Annotated in this window: 15 protein-coding genes and 1 riboswitch; of the genes, 10 read left to right on the top strand and 5 right to left on the bottom strand. The window is 74.4% G+C overall.

All coding sequences use genetic code 11. The annotated features are described in order from the left end of the window. The 6 genes from AAEM63_RS12180 (at nucleotide 1) to AAEM63_RS12155 (ending at nucleotide 7,469) form a co-directional block, all read left to right on the top strand. Nucleotides 1-942: an ABC transporter permease gene (locus AAEM63_RS12180; RefSeq protein ID WP_341358541.1), complete on the top strand. Its 942-nt coding sequence runs from the start codon at nucleotides 1-3 to the stop codon at nucleotides 940-942. Beyond that, on the top strand, nucleotides 939-1,895 hold the full coding sequence (locus AAEM63_RS12175; protein WP_341358540.1) for an ABC transporter permease: 957 nt from the start codon (nucleotides 939-941) through the stop codon (nucleotides 1,893-1,895). The genes AAEM63_RS12180 and AAEM63_RS12175 overlap by 4 nt, the downstream gene beginning before the upstream one ends. Beyond that, nucleotides 1,892-3,637: an ABC transporter ATP-binding protein gene (locus tag AAEM63_RS12170; RefSeq protein WP_341358539.1), complete on the top strand. Its 1,746-nt coding sequence runs from the start codon at nucleotides 1,892-1,894 to the stop codon at nucleotides 3,635-3,637. Before AAEM63_RS12175 ends, AAEM63_RS12170 begins: the two co-directional genes overlap by 4 nt. Further along, nucleotides 3,634-4,653, top strand: a complete 1,020-nt coding sequence (locus AAEM63_RS12165) for a putative FMN-dependent luciferase-like monooxygenase (RefSeq protein ID WP_341358538.1) — start codon at nucleotides 3,634-3,636, stop codon at nucleotides 4,651-4,653. Before AAEM63_RS12170 ends, AAEM63_RS12165 begins: the two co-directional genes overlap by 4 nt. A gap of 26 nt (nucleotides 4,654-4,679) precedes the next feature. After that, on the top strand, nucleotides 4,680-6,026 hold the full coding sequence (locus AAEM63_RS12160) for an alkylhydroperoxidase domain protein (protein ID WP_341358537.1): 1,347 nt from the start codon (nucleotides 4,680-4,682) through the stop codon (nucleotides 6,024-6,026). Between the two features lie 81 nt (nucleotides 6,027-6,107). Next, nucleotides 6,108-6,218: riboswitch (SAM riboswitch) on the top strand. Nucleotides 6,219-6,485: 267 nt separating this feature from the next. Next, complete coding sequence (locus AAEM63_RS12155; protein ID WP_341358536.1) at nucleotides 6,486-7,469, top strand: hypothetical protein; 984 nt, start codon at nucleotides 6,486-6,488, stop codon at nucleotides 7,467-7,469. Nucleotides 7,470-7,599: 130 nt separating this feature from the next. On the opposite strand, the gene AAEM63_RS12150 is transcribed toward AAEM63_RS12155, so the two are convergent. Then, nucleotides 7,600-9,579 carry an AarF/UbiB family protein gene (locus tag AAEM63_RS12150; RefSeq protein WP_341358535.1) on the bottom strand — a complete coding sequence of 660 codons (1,980 nt, stop codon included), beginning with the start codon at nucleotides 9,577-9,579 and terminating at the stop codon, nucleotides 7,600-7,602. Nucleotides 9,580-9,675: 96 nt separating this feature from the next. Between AAEM63_RS12150 and AAEM63_RS12145 the strand changes: the two genes are divergently transcribed. Beyond that, nucleotides 9,676-10,659, top strand: a complete 984-nt coding sequence (locus AAEM63_RS12145; protein ID WP_341358534.1) for a TIGR03557 family F420-dependent LLM class oxidoreductase — start codon at nucleotides 9,676-9,678, stop codon at nucleotides 10,657-10,659. A 7-nt stretch (nucleotides 10,660-10,666) separates the two neighbouring features. Here AAEM63_RS12145 and AAEM63_RS12140 read toward each other — a convergent pair whose 3' ends face one another. The 3 genes from AAEM63_RS12140 to AAEM63_RS12130 form a co-directional block, all read right to left on the bottom strand. Continuing rightward, a complete protein-coding gene (locus AAEM63_RS12140) occupies nucleotides 10,667-10,906 on the bottom strand; it encodes a hypothetical protein (RefSeq protein WP_341358533.1) in 240 nt (79 codons plus the stop codon). Between the two features lie 103 nt (nucleotides 10,907-11,009). Continuing rightward, entirely contained in the window at nucleotides 11,010-12,215 is a 1,206-nt protein-coding gene (locus tag AAEM63_RS12135; protein ID WP_341358532.1) for a Ku protein, read from the bottom strand. 100 nt (nucleotides 12,216-12,315) lie between these two features. Then, a complete protein-coding gene (locus tag AAEM63_RS12130) occupies nucleotides 12,316-12,708 on the bottom strand; it encodes a VOC family protein (RefSeq protein ID WP_341358531.1) in 393 nt (130 codons plus the stop codon). A gap of 105 nt (nucleotides 12,709-12,813) precedes the next feature. On the opposite strand from AAEM63_RS12130, the gene AAEM63_RS12125 reads away from it, so the two are divergent. Further along, the gene (locus AAEM63_RS12125; protein ID WP_341358530.1) at nucleotides 12,814-13,659 is read left to right on the top strand and encodes an aldo/keto reductase; all 846 of its coding nucleotides are present in this window, start codon (nucleotides 12,814-12,816) and stop codon (nucleotides 13,657-13,659) included. A 481-nt stretch (nucleotides 13,660-14,140) separates the two neighbouring features. Here AAEM63_RS12125 and AAEM63_RS12120 read toward each other — a convergent pair whose 3' ends face one another. Further along, the gene (locus AAEM63_RS12120; protein ID WP_341358529.1) at nucleotides 14,141-14,713 is read right to left on the bottom strand and encodes a MarR family winged helix-turn-helix transcriptional regulator; all 573 of its coding nucleotides are present in this window, start codon (nucleotides 14,711-14,713) and stop codon (nucleotides 14,141-14,143) included. Nucleotides 14,714-14,971: 258 nt separating this feature from the next. On the opposite strand from AAEM63_RS12120, the gene AAEM63_RS12115 reads away from it, so the two are divergent. Together AAEM63_RS12115 and AAEM63_RS12110 are read left to right on the top strand one after the other, a co-directional pair. After that, the gene (locus tag AAEM63_RS12115) at nucleotides 14,972-15,730 is read left to right on the top strand and encodes an NAD(P)-binding domain-containing protein (protein ID WP_341358528.1); all 759 of its coding nucleotides are present in this window, start codon (nucleotides 14,972-14,974) and stop codon (nucleotides 15,728-15,730) included. 202 nt (nucleotides 15,731-15,932) lie between these two features. Then, nucleotides 15,933-16,793: an NAD(P)H-binding protein gene (locus AAEM63_RS12110; protein WP_341358527.1), complete on the top strand. Its 861-nt coding sequence runs from the start codon at nucleotides 15,933-15,935 to the stop codon at nucleotides 16,791-16,793. Nucleotides 16,794-16,803 lie beyond the last annotated feature (10 nt).

Genomic DNA, 16,803 nt, shown 5'->3' with positions numbered 1-16,803 from the left:
GTGCGGTACGTCCTCAACCGGGTCGGCCAGGCGCTCGTCGTCCTCCTGGCCGCCTTCACCCTCAGCTTCGTGCTGCTCCAGGCGCTGCCAGGGGACGCCCTGCTCATCAAGTTCGAGAACCCCGAGCTCGGCCTGTCCTCGACCGAGATCGCGGCCATCCGCGAGGCCTACGGCGCCGACGTGCCGCTGGTGCGGCAGTACCTCGACGCCCTCGGCGGGTTCCTCACCGGGGACCTGGGCTACTCCGTGCAGTACGGCACGCCGGTGGCCACGCTCGTCGCCGAGGCCCTGCCCGGCACGGCCGCCCTCGCGGCGTCCGCACTGGCCCTCGCGGTGGTCCTCGCGACGGCGATCGCGGCCCTGAGCGTGCTCGCCCCGTTCGCGTGGCTCCGCGGGCTCCTGCGCTCGGCTCCGTCGCTGTTCGCGGCGGTGCCGGTGTTCTGGCTGGCGATCGTCCTGGTCCAGGTCTTCTCCTTCCGGCTGGGCCTGGTCCCGGTCATCGGGGCGAGCCCCGTCCAGGGGCTCGTCCTGCCGGTCCTCGCGCTCGCCGTGCCCCTGGCGGCCCCGCTCGCCCAGGTGCTCGTGCGCAGCATCGACGAGGTGAGCCTCCAGCCCTTCGTCGCCGTGACCGCGGCGAAGGGCGCCGGTCCGGTGTGGCTGCTCACCCGGACCGTGGCCCGCAACGCCGTCGCCCCGGCGCTCACCGTCGCCGGGGTGCTGCTCGGCGAGCTCATCGGCGGCGCGGTGGTGACCGAGACCGTCTTCGGCCGCGCCGGGATCGGCCGGCTCACGGAGCAGGCGGTCGCCCAGCAGGACATCCCGGTCCTGCAGGGCGTCGTCCTCCTGGCCGCCACCGCGTTCGTCGTCGTCAACCTGGTCGTGGACCTGCTCTACCCCGTCCTCGACCCCCGCACCGCCACGAAGATCGGGCTGGCCGCATGAGCACCACGACCCCCACCCCGCCCCCCGCGAGCTCGCCCGGGCACGACCCGCGTGGCGTCGCGACCTCGACCGGCGATCCGAGTGGCGTCGCCACCCCGCCCGGCCACGACCCGCGCGGCGTCGAGGGGCTCGCCGCCCGGCGCACCCCGCTCCGCGCCCTGCGCGGCACCTCGCCGAGCCTGGTCCTCGCGGTGGCCGTCGTCGCCGTCGTCCTGGGGTGGGCCGTCGCGCCGGGGCTGTTCACCGGCCACGACCCGCTCGCCGGCGTGCCCGCGGAGAAGCTCCAGGCCCCGGGCCCGGCGCACCCCTTCGGGACGGACGCCCTGGGCCGGGACCTCCTCGCCCGGGTCGTCCACGGCTCGGTGCACTCCCTCGCCGGCGCCCTGCTCGCCGTCACCGTCGGCCTCGCCGCCGGGACCGCCCTGGGCGTGCTGGCCGGTTCCGCGGGCCGGCTCGTCGACGACGTCCTCATGCGCGTCGTCGACGTGCTGCTGGCGATCCCCGCGCTGCTGCTCATGCTCAGCATCATCATCCTGCTCGGCTTCGGCACGACCAACGCGGCGATCGCCGTCGGGATCAGCTCGGTGGCCGCCTTCGCCCGGCTGGCGCGCTCGGAGGTGGTCCGGGTGCGGCGCAGCGACTACGTCGAGGCCGCCTTCGGCTCCGGCGGGCGGTTCTTCCCGGTGCTGTGGCGCCACGTCCTGCCGAACTCGGTCGGCGCGGTCGTCTCCCTCGCCGCCCTGCAGTTCGGCACCGCGATCATCGCCGTCTCCACCCTGGGGTTCCTCGGCTACGGCGCACCCCCGCCCACCCCCGAGTGGGGCCTGCTCATCGCCGAGGGGCGCAGCTACATCGCCACAGCCTGGTGGCTCACCACCCTGCCGGGGCTCGTCCTGGTCGCCGTGGTCCTGTCCGCCAACCGCATCAGCGCCGCCCTGAGGAGGCCGTCATGACCACCGCCCCCACCCTTCACCGGGCCTCCGCCGCGGCCGCCGGTCCAGGAGCCGCAGTGACGAGCGCGGGAACCGCACCGGGGGACGTCGCGGCCCCCGGGACCCCCCGCGACGTGCCCGTCCTCGCCGTCCGCGACCTCGCCGTCACCTACCGCTCGGGCCGCACCTCGACCGCGGCCGTGCGCGGCGTCTCCTTCGACGTCCGGCCCGGCGAGGTCGTCGCCGTCGTGGGGGAGTCGGGGTCGGGCAAGACGACGACGGCGCAGGCCGTCATCGGTCTGCTGGGCGCCGGCGCCCACGTGGACGCGGGCAGCATCGCCGTCGGCGGCGCCGACGTCTCCGGCTGGACGCCCCGGCAGCTGCGCGCCGTGCGCGGGGCACGGATCGGCCTGGTGCCGCAGGACCCGCACAACTCCCTCAACCCGGTCCGCACCATCGGCGACAACCTCGCCGAGGTCCTGCGCATCCACCGGGCCGGCCCCCGGGCGGCGGTGCGGGCGCGGGTCGTCGAGCTCCTCGCCCGGGTGGGCATCCCCGAGCCGGAGCGGCGGGCCCGCCAGTACCCGCACGAGCTGTCCGGCGGGATGAAGCAGCGGGTCCTCATCGCCGGCGCGATCGCGCTCGGGCCCGACCTGGTCATCGCCGACGAGCCCACCAGCGCCCTCGACGTCACCGTCCAGCGCCGGATCCTCGACCTGCTCGACGACCTGCGCGCCGAGCTCGGCTCGGCCGTCCTGCTCGTCACGCACGACCTCGCCGTCGCCGCCGAGCGGGCCGACCGCATCCTCGTGATGAAGGACGGCCGGATCGTCGAGGAGGGCGCGACCGAGGCGCTCCTCGCCGCCCCGGCCCACCCCTACACGCGCACGCTCCTCGCCGACGCGCCCTCCCTCACCGAGCCGGCACCCCGGGCCACCGCCCGGCTCGTCGAGACGGCGCGCGAGACCGACCGCGCGATCGAGGTCCGCGGCCTCGTCCAGGAGTTCGGGCACGGACGCGGACCGCGGTTCCGTGCCGTCGACGACGTCTCCTTCTCGGTGGTCCGCGGCACCACCCACGCGCTCGTGGGGGAGTCCGGCTCGGGCAAGACCACCACCGCCCGCGCCGTCGTCGGGCTCCGACGACCCACCGCCGGCTCCGTGGTGGTCGAGGGGGCGGAGGTCACCGGGCTGCGGGGGGAGGCCCTGCGCCGGTTCCGCCGGGGGACCCAGCTGGTCTACCAGAACCCGTTCAGCTCCCTCGACCCGCGCCAGAGCGTGACCGAGATCGTCGCCGAGCCCCTGCGCAACCACGGCCGCACCGACCGACGTGACCGGCGGCGCCGGGCGGCCGAGGCCCTCGAGCAGGTCGCGCTGCCGGCCACGCTGGCGGCCCGTCGGCCGGCGGAGCTCTCGGGCGGGCAGCGGCAGCGCGTGGCGATCGCCCGGGCCCTCGTCCTGGAGCCCGCGGTGCTCGTGCTCGACGAGGCGGTCTCCGCGCTCGACGTCACGGTCCAGGCCCAGATCCTCGACCTCCTCGACCGGCTCCAGCAGGACCTGGGCCTGACCTACCTCTTCATCTCCCACGACCTCGCCGTCGTCCGACAGATCGCCGACACCGTCTCGGTGATGCGCGACGGCCGGGTCGTCGAGCACGGCCGCGCGGCCGACGTCCTCGACCACCCAGCCCACGACTACACCGCCGCCCTCGTCGAGGCGATCCCGCACCGCGCGGCGGCCCCCACGAACGGAGAGACCAGATGACCGCCGTCGGCATCTTCACCCGCATCCTCGACGACGCCTCGCCGGCCGAGCGCTACGCCCACGCCGTCGAGCAGATCCGCCTCGCGGAGCACCTCGGGCTCGACTCGGCGTGGGTGGCCCAGCACCACTTCGACCGCGACGAGGGCGGCCTGCCCTCCCCGCTGGTGCTGCTCAGCCACGTCGCGGCCCTGACGAACCGCATCCGGCTCGGCACGGGCATCATCACCCTCCCGCTGGAGGACCCCGTGCGCGTGGCCGAGGACGCGGCCGTCCTGGACGTCCTGTCCGGTGGGCGGCTCGAGCTGGGTCTGGGCAACGGCGGCACGCCGAAGTCCTTCCCCGCCTTCGGGCGCGCCCACGCCGACCGGCGCGAGATCTTCGCCCGGCACCTCGCCGCGCTCCTCGAGGCCCTCGAGGGACGGGCGCTGGCCGACGAGCGCAACCACCTCTACCCGCCGGCGCCGGACCTGGGCCGGCGGATCTGGCAGGCGACCTTCTCCGTCGACGGCGGTGCGCGGGCGGGCGAGCGCGGGGACGGACTCATGCTCTCGCGCACCCAGCCGCGCCCGGCCCACGCGCCGGACGCCACCCTCAGCGAGCTGCAGGACCCCGTGATCGACGCCTACCTCGCGGCCCTGCCCGACGGCGTGGCGCCGAGGATCCTGGCCTCCCGCACGCTCGTGGTCGCCGAGGACCCGGCCCGCCTCCGGCCCCACGCCGAGGCAGGCCTGCGACGCGCCGCCCAAGGCCTGCGGCGCCAGGGCCACCACCTGCCCGAGGACGACGTCGACGCGCTCCTGCGGCGCACCGACAGCCACCTCGGCACGCCCGAGCAGGTCCTCGCGGAGCTGGCCGAGGACACGGCCCTGGCCCGCGCCACGGACGTCTCGTTCCAGGTCCACTCCATCGACCCGCCCCACGAGGACGTCCTGCGCTCCATCGAGCTCATCGCCACCGAGGTGGCCCCTGCGCTGCGGACCGGGCTGCGCGCCGGGCTCCCCGCCCCCGTGGCATGACCTCCCCGACCAGAAGAGGACCCGACATGAGCACCGCACCCACCACCGCCTCCGCACCCACCACCGTCCCCACCGACCCCGACGTCCCCCCGGCGGTCCCCGACGTCGTCGACCACCTCCTCGGCACCCGGCCGGGCAGCCGGCTCGACGAGATCCGCGGCGCGCGGCCCGCCGCCCGCGCGAACGCCCAGCGCAGCCACGAGGCCCTCCTCGAGCCGGTCGACCCCACCCACGTCTCGCTCCTCGAGCGCTCGGTGGTGGCCGCGTTCGTCTCGGCACTGCACGGCTCGGGTCCCGTCGCCGCCCGCTACGCCGCCCACCTCGGGGCGGCCGACCCGCACCTCGCCCGCGTCGTCGCACGCGAGGTGGCGAGCGGCGCGACCACGGGACCGTACGGCGCCTACCGTGAGCCGGCGCTGGCCGGGGAGAGCAGGCCGGGCCCGGTGTACCGGGTCCAGGACGGCGAGGCGCTCGGGGCCCGGCTCACCGCGGCGCTCGAGCACGCGCACCTGCTCGTCCTGCGGCCCCGCGAGGCGAGCCCGGCGGCGCTCGAGCGCCTGGCCGCGGCGGGCTGGAGCACCGACGGCATCGTCACGCTCGCCCAGCTGGTGTCGTTCCTCGCCTTCCAGGTCCGCGTCGTCCACGGCCTCGGTGCGCTGGCCGCCGAGGTACCGGATGGTGGCACCGCCGAGGCACCCGACGGCGTCGCCGGCGAGGCGCCGGACGGTCTCGCCGGCGACCGTCCGGAGCCCGGGCCGGCTGAGCGGGCGCCCGCCCAGGTCCTCACCTACCCGGACCTCCGTCGTCCCGAGGCGTTCACCCGCGACCAGCTCGGGTGGGTCCCGTGGCTCGAGCCCCTGCCCCGCGAGGAGCTCACCGAGCGGCACCTCGACGGGCTCGTCGACCGGCGCCGTGCGGACAACGACTACTTCCGGCTGCTCGTGCGCGACCCCGAGGTCCTCGCGGCGCGCACCCGCACCGACAACGACATCTTCTACAACACCCGCGGCGGTCTGCCGAGGGCCGAGCGCGAGCTCGCGGCCACCGCGGCCAGCCGCCTCAACGGCTGCGTCTTCTGCGCCTCGGTCCACGCCCGCTTCGCTGCGCACCACTCGCGGCGTCCCGAGGACGTCCAGCGACTGCTCGACGAGGGCGTCTTCGCCGACCTCGGACCGCGGTGGGACGCGGTGGTCGCCGCGGCGGTCGCGCTGAGCAGCACCCCGCCCACGTTCGGCGCGCAGGAGGTCGGCGCGCTGCGGGCCGCCGGGCTCGACGACCTCGAGATCGCCGATCTCGTCCACGGTGCGGCTTTCTTCGGGTGGGCCAACCGGCTCATGCTGTCCCTCGGCGAGCCAGCGGAACCGGGGGTGTGAGGCAGCCCACGTCCCGGTGCGGTCCACGCACCGGGACCGATGGTTGACACCTGAAGCAACGCCCACCTACTGTCATGTCGAGGTCAAGAGCGTCAGCGTCAAGCCCCGGCTCGCTGGCCGGCAACCCCCCACGTGCGGGGGGTGCCCCGGGTGATGACCTGGTCCCGCGAGTGCGCGGGACAACCGCCGAGCACGAAGGAAACTCAGGACGAATGAACACGCACCAGGGCCCCGGGCAGAACGTCTTCTCGCCGCGCCGCTCGATGTGCATGTGCATGTGTCGTCCCGGTATGTCCATCTGACGACATACCCCGCGACGCCCCGGCACCTGCCGACGCGTCACCCCTGATCTCGAGCCCCCCGCCGCGGGCGATTGGCACGCCACGCGCGGGACCGGCCGGTCAGCCTTCCTTCCGCCGCGCCCGCCGCCGGCGCGCCGACACCTGGATGTGTGCTCCCATGACCGCTCTGCTGCTCCCGCGTTCCGAGAACCGCCCCGCCCAGGTCGCCCTCGACCTCACCGCGCTCGGCGTCACCGCCGACGACGACCTCGGGGCGGACCTGCCCGTCGCCAAGGCCGACCTGGCCCGGCTCGCCTCCTACACCCGCGCCGCCCACGAGGCCGGCGTCGACTTCGTCGCACTCGGCGAGGGCTTCCGCCTGCGCACGGACCGGGTCCTGCGTCCCGAGTCGTGGCTCGACCCCGTGGTCGCGGCCCGCCGCATCGGCCCGCACGCCGGACCGGGCGGGCTCGTCGCCGCCGTCCCGGCCGGGGCCGACCTGCGCCCCGTCGCCGCCGAGCTCGCCCAGGTGGGCCTGGTCGGCACCGCCTGGGCCGGCGTCCAGACCCGGGCCGGCGCCCCCGCGGCCCGCCTCGCCGGTGAGGAGCGGCCCGCCCGCGGCACCGGCACGCGCGTCGTCGTCGAGGTGCGCGACGAGCGCGACGTCGAGACGGCCGGGTCCTTCGCGGACGTCGTGCGCATCCGCGAGCAGGACGCCGCGTGGGCACGGGAGCTCCGCTTCGCGGTGCGCGCCGCCGCCCGGGCCGCCGGGCGCGGGGACATCCCGGTCCTGGTCGACCTCCACGCCGTGGTCTCCACCCAGCGCAGCGCCGCGGTCGAGCGGGCGGCCCTGGTGGCCGACATCGCCGGCGGCGCCCCGTGGACCGGGGCGCTGGCCGGGGTGGGCACGGTCAGCGACGTCGCCGACACGATCGAGGCGTGGGTGACGGGCGGGTCCGCGGACGGCGTCGTCGTCGTCCCGGGCTCGGTCCCGGCCGACGTCGCGGCCCTCGTCCACGGGCTGCTGCCCGAGCTGCGGGGCCGCGGCCTCCTGGCCCCCGCGACGACGGCGGTGCGACCGGTCCGCGTCCCCTCCGCGCCGGCTGCCCGCGTCGCGGCAGCCCGGCGTCCCGCCGCCGCCCGGGTGGCTGTCCCGTCCTGACGCTCGCACTCTTGACAGGCCCGGTCCCGACCGGCCGGTCCGGACCAACGCCGTCCGCTGCCGCCGTCCTGGACGTGCGCCGTCGCGATGGGCCGGGTCGGTCCGCGGTGTCACGACACCGCGGGCCGGCTCAGGGCTCCTCGCGCCGGAAGATGATGATGAGGACGCGCAGGACGAGGATTACGGCGACGACGAACAGGGCGGTCGCCAGCACCGTGTAGAGGTTCACCGTGCTGGTGACCATCGGCCCGCCGGTGACGCTGAAGAGCACCACGGACATCATCCCCGCGGTCGCGCCGAGCACGGTCAGCAGGGTGCGGTGGACGAGGTGGGTGACGATCTGCCGGTCCCGCGGGTCGGCGAAGAGCCGCACGTTGGCCGTGAGACGGCCGTGCTCGACGGCGTCGGCGATGCGGTCCACCCGCCGGGGGAAGCGGCGCAGCACCGGCAGCAGGCCGCTGACCTCCTGCTCGAGGGTCTCCTTGAGCCGCGCGGCGCCGGTGATCCCCGCCATCCGCTCACGACCCATCCCCTTCGCCTCGGTGACGAGGTCGTAGGAGGGGTCGATCGCCCGCAGGGTGCCCTCGAGGGTGGCCATCGCGCGGAAGACGGCGGCGACCTCGGGCGGCACCCCGAGGTGGAAGGAGTTGATGAGCGCGAAGAGGGAGGTGAACGCGGCGGCCCCCTCGGCGGAGCCGCCCGCGCTGTAGCGCAGGATGAGCACCCCCAGGGCCTGCTCGAGGTTGCGCTCGTCGATGTCCTCGGGCCGCTCGACGAGCTCGAGGAGGGCGTCGGTGGCCGCCATCGAGTCACCGGTGCCCACGGCGGCGAGGAAGTGGCCCATCGCCTGGCGGGTCTTGGCCCCGAGCCGGCCCACAGAGCCGAGGTCGAGCATGGACAGCGTGCCGTCGTCGGCCACGAGGACGTTGCCCGGGTGGAGGTCGACGTGAAAGATCCCGCTCTCGAGGAGCTGGTCCATGACCGTCTCCAGCAGGGTCTTGGCCAGGGCTGTCCGCCGCTGCGGGCCCAGCGCGGCGAGCACCTCGTGCGCCGCGCCGACGGGCAGACCGGGGAGGCGGTCCATCACCAGCACCCGCGGCCCGCTCAGCCCCCGCACGGGGGTGGGGACGACGATCCCGTCCCTGCCGTCGAGCGCGGCGGCGACGCCGAGCATGTTGTCGCGCTCGATGGTGAAGTCCAGCTCCTCGCGCAGCGCCGCCGAGAACCCGTCGGCGAGGTCGACGAGCCCGATGTCGTGGCCCCAGTCGGTGCGGCCCTCCAGGGTGGTGGCGAGGCGGGCGACGATGTCGAGGTCCCGGTCCACGTCGTGCTCGATGCCGGGGCGCTGGACCTTGACCACCACCTTGCGCCCGTCGTGGAGGACGGCGGCGTGGACCTGGGCGACCGAGGCCGCGGCGAGAGGTGTGGGGTCGAGCTCACGGAAGACCTCGCCCGGGTCGCGGCCGGTCTCCGTGGCGATCGTCCCGCGCACCACCTCCCAGTCGACCGGTGCGGCGTTGTCCTGGAGCTGGACGAGCTCGTCGATGAGCTCGCGGGGGAGCAGGTCGTTGCGGGTGGAGAGCTGCTGACCGAGCTTGACGAACGTGACGCCGCCGTCCTCGAGGGCCCGGCGCAGCGAGCGGGCCAGGTCGCGGCGCTCGGCCACGGTGCCCAGCGCGAGGTGCCGGCGCCCGCGCAGGAACCTGCCGAGGCCGTGCCGGGTCGCGATGCGCAGGATCTCGACGTACCGGCCCGAGCGGGTCATCCGGGCGCGCCAGCTGTGCCAGGCGTCGAACGGTCCGGGCAGCGTGCCCTCGGGCACGAGGAGCTCGGCCAGCACGATGAGGACCATGGCGACGACGAACGTGAACGCCCCGAGCAACGTCAGGTACAGGCCGAGCTCGACCGACGGGACGGTCAGCACGGGCTCGCCCACGAGAGCGTCCAGGAGGGGGCGCGAGACCCAGATGGCGACGAGGGTGGCGACGGCCGTGCGCAGGAACGAGACGCGCACCCCCAGCAGCCGCCGGACCACGCCCATGAAGAGCAGCGTGAAGACGACGTAGGAGACGACCGCCAGGACACTGATGAGGCCACCTTGCTCGTTCACGCCCAGCAGTCTTCCAGCCCGTCGCGCTGCCGTCCGGCAAGTGGCCTTCTCCCGGTCCGGCGTGCGGGGGCCGCCACGCGGTGCCAGCGTGGGGTCATGCGATTCGGGTACACGCTGATGACCGAGCAGAGCGGTCCGAAGGACCTCGTCCGCTACGCGGCGCAGGCCGAACGTCGCGGCTTCGACTTCGAGGTCAGCTCGGACCACGACTTCCCGTGGCTGGACGCCATGGGGCACTCGCCCTACGCCTGGAGCGTCCTGGGGGCCGTCGCGCAGGTGACGGAGCGGGTCGAGCTCATGACCTACGTGACCTGCCCGACCATGCGGTACCACCCCGCCGTCGTCGCACAGAAGGCAGCGACGATGGGCCTGCTCAGCGACGGCCGGTTCATCCTCGGCCTCGGTTCGGGGGAGAACCTCAACGAGCACGTCGTGGGGGAGCGCTGGCCGGCGGTGGGGGAGCGGCACGGCATGCTCGAGGAGGCGGTCGTCATCATCCGCGACCTCCTCGACGGCGAGGATCTCACCTTCGACGGGCAGCACTTCCGGGTCGACTCGGCGAGGCTGTGGGACCGTCCGGAGGACGGGGTGGAGATCGCCGTGGCGGTCTCCGGCGCCCAGTCGGTCTCGCGGTTCGCCCCGCTCGCCGACCACCTCGTCACCACCGAGCCCGAGGCAGCGCTCGTGGAGCAGTGGTCGGCCGCACGGGCGGAGAACGCGCTCGTTCCGTCACGCGTCATCGGTCAGGTCCCGATCTGCTGGGACCGGGACGAGGCCTCCGCCGTCGCCCGGGCGCACGAGATGTTCCGCTGGTCGGGCCTGGGGTGGGGAGTCAACGCCGACCTGCCGACCACGCGCGGTTTCGAGGCGGCGACCGCGGCCGTGCGGCCGGAGGACGTCGCCGCGTCCGTCCCGTGCGGGCCGGATCTCGACAAGATCGTCGCGGCCGTGCAGCCCTACTGGGAGGCGGGGTTCACCGACGTCGCGGTGGTCCAGGTCGGCGACGAGGGCCAGGACGACTTCCTCGACCGCGCTGCCGAGCCGCTGCTGGAGAAGATCCGCGCCGCCGCCCCGAGCTGACCAGCGGTCACCTGCGGCGCACGGCGAGCAGGTACCCGAGGACGCCGGCGACCAGAGCCAGACCTGTCGCCGCCGCCAGGAGCGCCACGACGCCGGTGCCGTCGAGCACGATCGCCCCGGGCGACAGGGGGGCATCGCTGAGCGGCGTGTACGCGGCCCAGCCGAAGGCGCGCGGGCGCAGCGCGAACCACGAACCGGCGACGAGCAGGATCGCGCCCAGGGCGGCGAGGGCGAGAGGCTTGCGCACGGGCCCACGCTACCTCCGGGCCGGCGGTACCGGGCCGAGCCTGAAGCCGGCAACGCCCTCGGTCGACCCGTCGGCCGGCCGGCAACGGCTGTCGGTCGATCCGTCAGGCCGACTTCTTCTCCGTCTTCGCGCGGGTGGCCCGGGGCTTGCTCTCGGTCTCGGTGGACGCGGTGGACCGGGACGAGGTCTTGCTCGTCCTGCCGGTGGAGCCGCCGGACTTCGCGCTGGTCGACTTCGCGCTGGTGGACTTGGTCTTGGCCGCCGCACTCCGGGTCGTGGAGCTCTTGGCGGGAGTCTTCGCGGAGGCACCCTTGGCGGAGGCACCCTTGGCGGTGGCGGCCTTGGTTGTGGAGCCCTTGGCGGTAGCGGCCTTGGTTGTGGAGCCCTTGGCCGTGGAGCTCTTGGCTGGGGCCCGCCCGCCTGTTGACCGCCGGCCCTCCGTGCCGGTCGCCGCCTCCTCCTGCTCCTCGCCGGCGGCCGAGTCGTCGGCGGCGGGTTCCTCGGCGGCCTCCTCGCCACCGGTCCGCTTGCCGCGGGACGCCGCCACGGACCGACGGAGCGCCTCCATGAGGTCGAGGACCTCCCCGCCCTCCTCCTCGGCCGGCGCGCCGAACGTCTCCTCGGTGTCCAGCGCCTCGCCCTGCTCGAGCTTGGCCTGGATGAGCTGCTGGAGCTGGACCTGGTACTCGTCGGTGAACGAGCCCGGGTCGAAGTCGGACTCGAAGCTCGACACGAGCGCGGCCGACATCTCCATCTCCTTGCTCGACAGCGTCACGGAGTCGTCGATGTCGAAGTCCGCCGCCCTGACCTCGTCCTCCCACAGCAGGCTCTGGAGCACGAGGACGCCGTCGCGCACGCGCAGCGCGCCGAGCCGGGTCTTCTGGCGCAGCGTGAAGGTGACGACGGCGGTCCGCTCGGTCTCCTCCAGCGTCCGCAGCAGCAGGACGTAGGACTTCGAGGACTTCGAGTCCGGCGCGAGGTAGTAGGCGCTCTGCATCATGATCGGGTCGATCTGCTCGCTCGGGACGAACTCGATGACGTCGATCTCCCGGGAGCGCTCCACCGGCAGCGACTCGAGGTCCTCGTCCGTGAGGACGACGGTGCGGTCGCCGTCGTCGTAGGCCTTGTCGATGTCGGAGTAGGGCACCACCTCGCCGCACTTCTCGCACCGGCGCTGGTAGCGGATCCGGCCGCCGTCGGCGTCGTGGACCTGGTGCAGCGAGATGTCGTGGCTCTCGGTGGCGCTGAACAGCTTCACGGGCACGTTCACGAGACCGAAGGTGATGGCACCCTTCCAGATCGCGCGCATGGGTCAGCCTTCCGACGTCGGAGCGTTGCACCCAGTCAACAGCCCGGCGTGTCGCGGCGCCACCCCATCTGACCTGCGAACCCACAGGCTCCGCGCGGCCTCAGTCGTCGCGCTCCTCCTCCAGGACGGCCAGCACGTTGCCCGCCGGGTCCGTGAACCAGGCGATGAGCGGCCCGCCGCCACGGAAGATGCCGTCGTCGTCGGTCTCCACGGCCGTATCTCGGTAGTGCTCGAACGTGACCCCGCGGCCGGCGAGGTCGGCGACCGTGGCCGGGAGGTCGGGGACGGGGAAGTGGACGACGGTGTAGGAGGCGGGAGTGTGGTCGGGCTTCTCGTACGCCATCACCTCCGCCCCGCCGGGGAGCCGGAGGGAGAGGATGCCCGGCATGGCGCCCTCGGAGACCGAGAGCCCGAGCACCCCCTCGTAGAAGTCCTTCGCCGCGGCGGCGTCGTCCACGGAGAAGCTGCTGAAGGCCTTGGTGTCCTCGAACATCTCGTGCTCCCTTGCACTCGGTGCTCCCACGATCCCACCGCTGGGCGTGCCGTGTCGACGCCGTTACACCGGGCCGGACGGAGCCGTTCGGTATAGAACTGACCCATGACCTCCCTGCACACCGTTCCCGACATCACCCTCAACAACGACGTCCTCATCCCGCAGGTCGGGCTCGGCGTCTTCCAGGTCCCCGACGGCAAGACGCAGGAGGTGGTCGAGCACGCCCTCGAGCTGGGCTACCGCCACGTCGACACCGCGGCCGCGTACCGGAACGAGGAGGGTGTGGGGGCTGCCGTGCGGGCGTCGGCGCTGCCGCGCGAGGAGCTGTTCATCACCACCAAGCTGCGCAACGGCGACCAGGGCCACGACTCGACGCTCAAGGCCTTCGACGCCTCGCGCCGGGCGCTGGGCCTCGACGTCGTCGACCTCTACCTCATCCACTGGCCGCGGCCGGACCTCGACCTGTACGTCGAGACCTGGCGGGCGCTGGAGAAGCTCTACGCCGAGGGAGCGGTCCACGCCATCGGGGTGTCGAACTTCCTGCCCGAGCACCTCGAGCGGCTCGTGGCCGAGAGTGACATCGTCCCGGCGGTCAACCAGGTCGAGCTCCACCCGACGTTCCAGCAGCCCGCCACGCTCGAGGCCACCCGCCGCGCCGGCGTCGCCGTCGAGGCGTACTCCCCGCTGGGGCAGGGCCGGGACCTCGAGTCGCCCGCGGTGACCGAGGTCGCCGCCGCGCACGGGGTGACGCCCGCGCAGGTGGTCCTGCGCTGGCACGTCCAGCAGGGCACGATCGTCATCCCGAAGTCGGTCAACCCGCGCCGCATGGTGGAGAACATCGACCTCTTCGGCTTCGAGCTGAGCGACGAGGAGATGGCGGCCGTCGCTGGACTCGACTCCGACGATCGCATCGGCGCGGACCCGGCGACGTTCAGCTACTCCCAGTACTGACCGTCGGTCCTCGCGGCGGGTCGCCCCGGGCTGCGGCCGAGCGCGCTCCGCCGCGAGGTCCGGTGCGCCCGGCTCCGGGTGGCCGGCGTCCCCGCACCGGGTGGCCGGCGTCCCCGTCACGCTGTTCACCCAGGCGATGTCACGCTGTTGCGACTGTTCGCGCACCGGGGACCACCACAGCGTGACATCGCGGGTCGGGTGGCGTCGCCCAGGGACGCTCGACCACAGCGATGTCAGCATCCGTTGCCGGTCGGCGGCGCACCCTTCTACGACGTGCCGGTCGTCGTCGAGTTGGGGGTTGTGGTTGTCGAGGAGGTCATCCCGACAACCACAACCCCCAACTCGACGCACGCTCGACGACGGCACTGACCGGCACGTCGCAGACGGGCGCACCGTCGACGGGGGCACAGACCCGCACCCTCCGTCGGTGGGCGCACCCTCCCCGCCGGCAAGGCGCGTCGCCGGTCGCCGCCGGCTGGAGCTACGACCGCGCGGCGCTCGCCCGCGCGGCGCTGGCCGGCGCGGCGCTGGCCGGCGCGGCGCTGGCCGGCGCGGCGCCCCGCCGGGTCGCACCGCACGCGGACAGCCGGTTCTCGGGGTCGATCTTCGGCACGATCGTGTCGAAGATCGACTTCAGCTGGCGGGTCTGCTCCGCGCTCAGCCCCTCGAAGACGAGGCTCCGCACGGCGTCGACGTGCCCGGGTGCGGTCTCGACGACCTTCTCCCAGCCCGCGTCGGTGAGCCCGGCCATCGTGCTGCGTCCGTCGCCCGGGACCGGCCGGCGCTCCACCCACCCGCGCGCCTCGAGGCGGTCGACGAGGTGGGACAGCCGCGACATCGACATGCTCGCCATCTCCGCGAGCCGCCGCATCCGGATCTGCCGCTCGGGCGCCTCGGAGAGCGCCGACAGGACCACGTAGCCGCCGTGCGTGAGCCCGGCGTCGCGCTGGAGCTGGGCGTCCAGGGCTCCGGGCAGCAGCAGGATCGCGGCCATGAGGGACCGCCAGGCCTCCTCCTGCTCCGAGGTCAGCCACACCGAAGGGTCGTCGTCCATACCCGCCAGGGTACCCGGGGGCGTTGACCGTTCAACGGTACACGGCGGATCGAGCGAGGGAGCGCGACTGTGGCGGGTGCAGCGGGGAGCGCGGCAGGGGTGGGCGAATCGGTGAGGGAGGCAGGAAAGGGCGGCGCCAGTGCAGAGTGAACGCAGATGGTTGACAGCTCAACTATCTCGCGCTAGAGTCTCAGTTGTACCTTCAAGTGTGCAGTCGTCGCCAACACCGGGCGAGGCACGTCAGCCCGAGAGGACCCCATGGGCCTGTTCGACCTGTTCCGCCGCACGCGTACCGCAGACCCCGCGCCGCGCAGCGACGCGACCAGCACCTCCGAGACCACGCACGACACCCAGACCACCCAGACCACGACCCTGAGGAGCACCATGAGCACCCTGACGATCATCGGCGCCGGCAACATGACCCGCGGCATCGCCACCCGCGCTCTCGCCGCCGGCCACACCGTGCAGATCCTCGCCCGGGACACCGAGGCCGCCGCCGCGCTGGCCGGCGAGCTCTCCGGCGACGTCACCACCGGCCCGGTGGACGCCCCGATCGCCGGCGACGTCGTCGTCCTCGCGCTGCCCTACGACGCCGCGCTCGAGGTGGCGGGCCGGCTGGGCCAGGCACTGGCCGGCAAGGTCGTCGTCGACATCACGAACCCGGTCGACTTCGCCACCTTCGACTCCCTGGTCGTGCCCGCCGGCAGCTCCGCCGCCGAGGAGATCGCCAAGGTCGCTCCCGAGGCGAAGGTCGTCAAGGCCTTCAACACCACGTTCGCCGGCACCCTGGTGGCCGGCGAGGTCGCCGGGCAGCCCCTCGACGTCCTCGTCGCCGCCGACGACGCCGCCGCCAAGGCCGAGGTCATCGCCCTCGCCGACTCGGCCGGCCTGCGCGGCGTCGACGCGGGCCCGCTGCGCCGCGCGCAGCAGCTCGAGGCGGTCGGCTTCCTGCACATGACCCTCCAGGGCACCCTGGGCAACACCTGGAGCACCGGCGTCAAGGTGCTCGGCGCCTGATCCTCGGCCCAGCGATCGCACGCACCGCCCGGCCCCGGCGCCTCACGCCGGGGCCGGGCGGGGCAGCGCGAGCGCCGCGCCCGACCACGCGGATCCCTTCTCGGGAGATCCCTCCGGCAGGACCCTGCTCGCCGGCACCTCTTCTCGACAGCGCCACGCTTGACCCCCGGTCCGAAGGGCCGGCCCACCCACCAGGAGCGTCATGACCCTCTTCGCCGTCACCGGAGCCACCGGTCCGTTCGGCCGCACCGCCATCGACCGGCTGATCGACCGGGGCGTGGAGCCGGCCGACGTGGTCGCGATCGTGCGCACGCCCGCCCGCGCCACCGACCTCGCCGCCCGCGGCGTCCAGGTCCGTCAGGGCGACTACGACGCGCCGCTCGACGAGGCCCTCGCCGGCGTCGACCGGCTGCTCCTCGTCTCGGGCTCGGAGGTCGGACGACGGGTGCCGCAGCACCGCAACGTCGTCGAGACCGCGGTGCGGGCGGGGGTCTCGCGCATCGCCTACACGTCCGTGCTGCGCGCCGGCGAGACGCCGCTCGTCATCGCCCCGGAGCACCGGGCGACCGAGGAGGTCCTGGCCCGCTCCGGTATCGCGCACTCGCTGCTGCGCAACACCTGGTACACGGAGAACTTCACCGGGGCACTCGCGGCGTACACGTCCGGCGGCGCCGTGACGCACGCCGCGGGCGAGGGCCGCGTCGCCGCCGCGACCAGGGCCGACCTGGCGGAGGCGGCCGCGGTCGCCATCATGGAGGACGACGGCGGCGACGTCGTCCACGAGCTCGCCGGCCCCGCCTTCACCTACGCCGAGCTGGCCGCGGCGGTGAGCGAGGCCACCGGGACGCCCGTGGTCGAGCGGTCCGTCTCGCCGGAGGAGCTCTCGGTCGCGCTCGCCGAGGCGGGCCTCGACGCGGCGACGGCGGGCTTCCTCGTCGCGGTGGACGCCAACATCGCCGAGGGTGCGCTGGACGGCGAGCCCGCGCGGCTGGAGTCGCTGCTCGGCCGCCGCGCCACCACGCTGGCGGAGGCCGTGGGCGCGGCCCTCGGGGGACGGGCCTGAGAGCCGCCCG

The sequence above is a fragment of the Georgenia sp. M64 genome, from assembly GCF_038049925.1.
Lineage (GTDB): Bacteria > Actinomycetota > Actinomycetes > Actinomycetales > Actinomycetaceae > Georgenia.
This window is presented reverse-complemented; position numbering and strand designations above follow the sequence as displayed.

Excerpts from the sequence above, each read along its gene's own strand:
- AAEM63_RS12145 (WP_341358534.1), top strand. The coding sequence starts at position 9,676 with ATGCGATTCGGGTACACGCTGATGACCGAGCAGAGCGGTCCGAAGGAC.
- AAEM63_RS12155 (WP_341358536.1), top strand. The coding sequence starts at position 6,486 with ATGACCGCTCTGCTGCTCCCGCGTTCCGAGAACCGCCCCGCCCAGGTC.
- AAEM63_RS12130 (WP_341358531.1), bottom strand. The coding sequence starts at position 12,708 with ATGTTCGAGGACACCAAGGCCTTCAGCAGCTTCTCCGTGGACGACGCC.
- AAEM63_RS12120 (WP_341358529.1), bottom strand. The coding sequence starts at position 14,713 with ATGGACGACGACCCTTCGGTGTGGCTGACCTCGGAGCAGGAGGAGGCC.
- AAEM63_RS12175 (WP_341358540.1), top strand. The coding sequence starts at position 939 with ATGAGCACCACGACCCCCACCCCGCCCCCCGCGAGCTCGCCCGGGCAC.
- AAEM63_RS12115 (WP_341358528.1), top strand. The coding sequence starts at position 14,972 with ATGGGCCTGTTCGACCTGTTCCGCCGCACGCGTACCGCAGACCCCGCG.
- AAEM63_RS12135 (WP_341358532.1), bottom strand. The coding sequence starts at position 12,215 with ATGCGCGCGATCTGGAAGGGTGCCATCACCTTCGGTCTCGTGAACGTG.
- AAEM63_RS12165 (WP_341358538.1), top strand. The coding sequence starts at position 3,634 with ATGACCGCCGTCGGCATCTTCACCCGCATCCTCGACGACGCCTCGCCG.
- AAEM63_RS12110 (WP_341358527.1), top strand. The coding sequence starts at position 15,933 with ATGACCCTCTTCGCCGTCACCGGAGCCACCGGTCCGTTCGGCCGCACC.
- AAEM63_RS12170 (WP_341358539.1), top strand. The coding sequence starts at position 1,892 with ATGACCACCGCCCCCACCCTTCACCGGGCCTCCGCCGCGGCCGCCGGT.
- AAEM63_RS12160 (WP_341358537.1), top strand. The coding sequence starts at position 4,680 with ATGAGCACCGCACCCACCACCGCCTCCGCACCCACCACCGTCCCCACC.
- AAEM63_RS12125 (WP_341358530.1), top strand. The coding sequence starts at position 12,814 with ATGACCTCCCTGCACACCGTTCCCGACATCACCCTCAACAACGACGTC.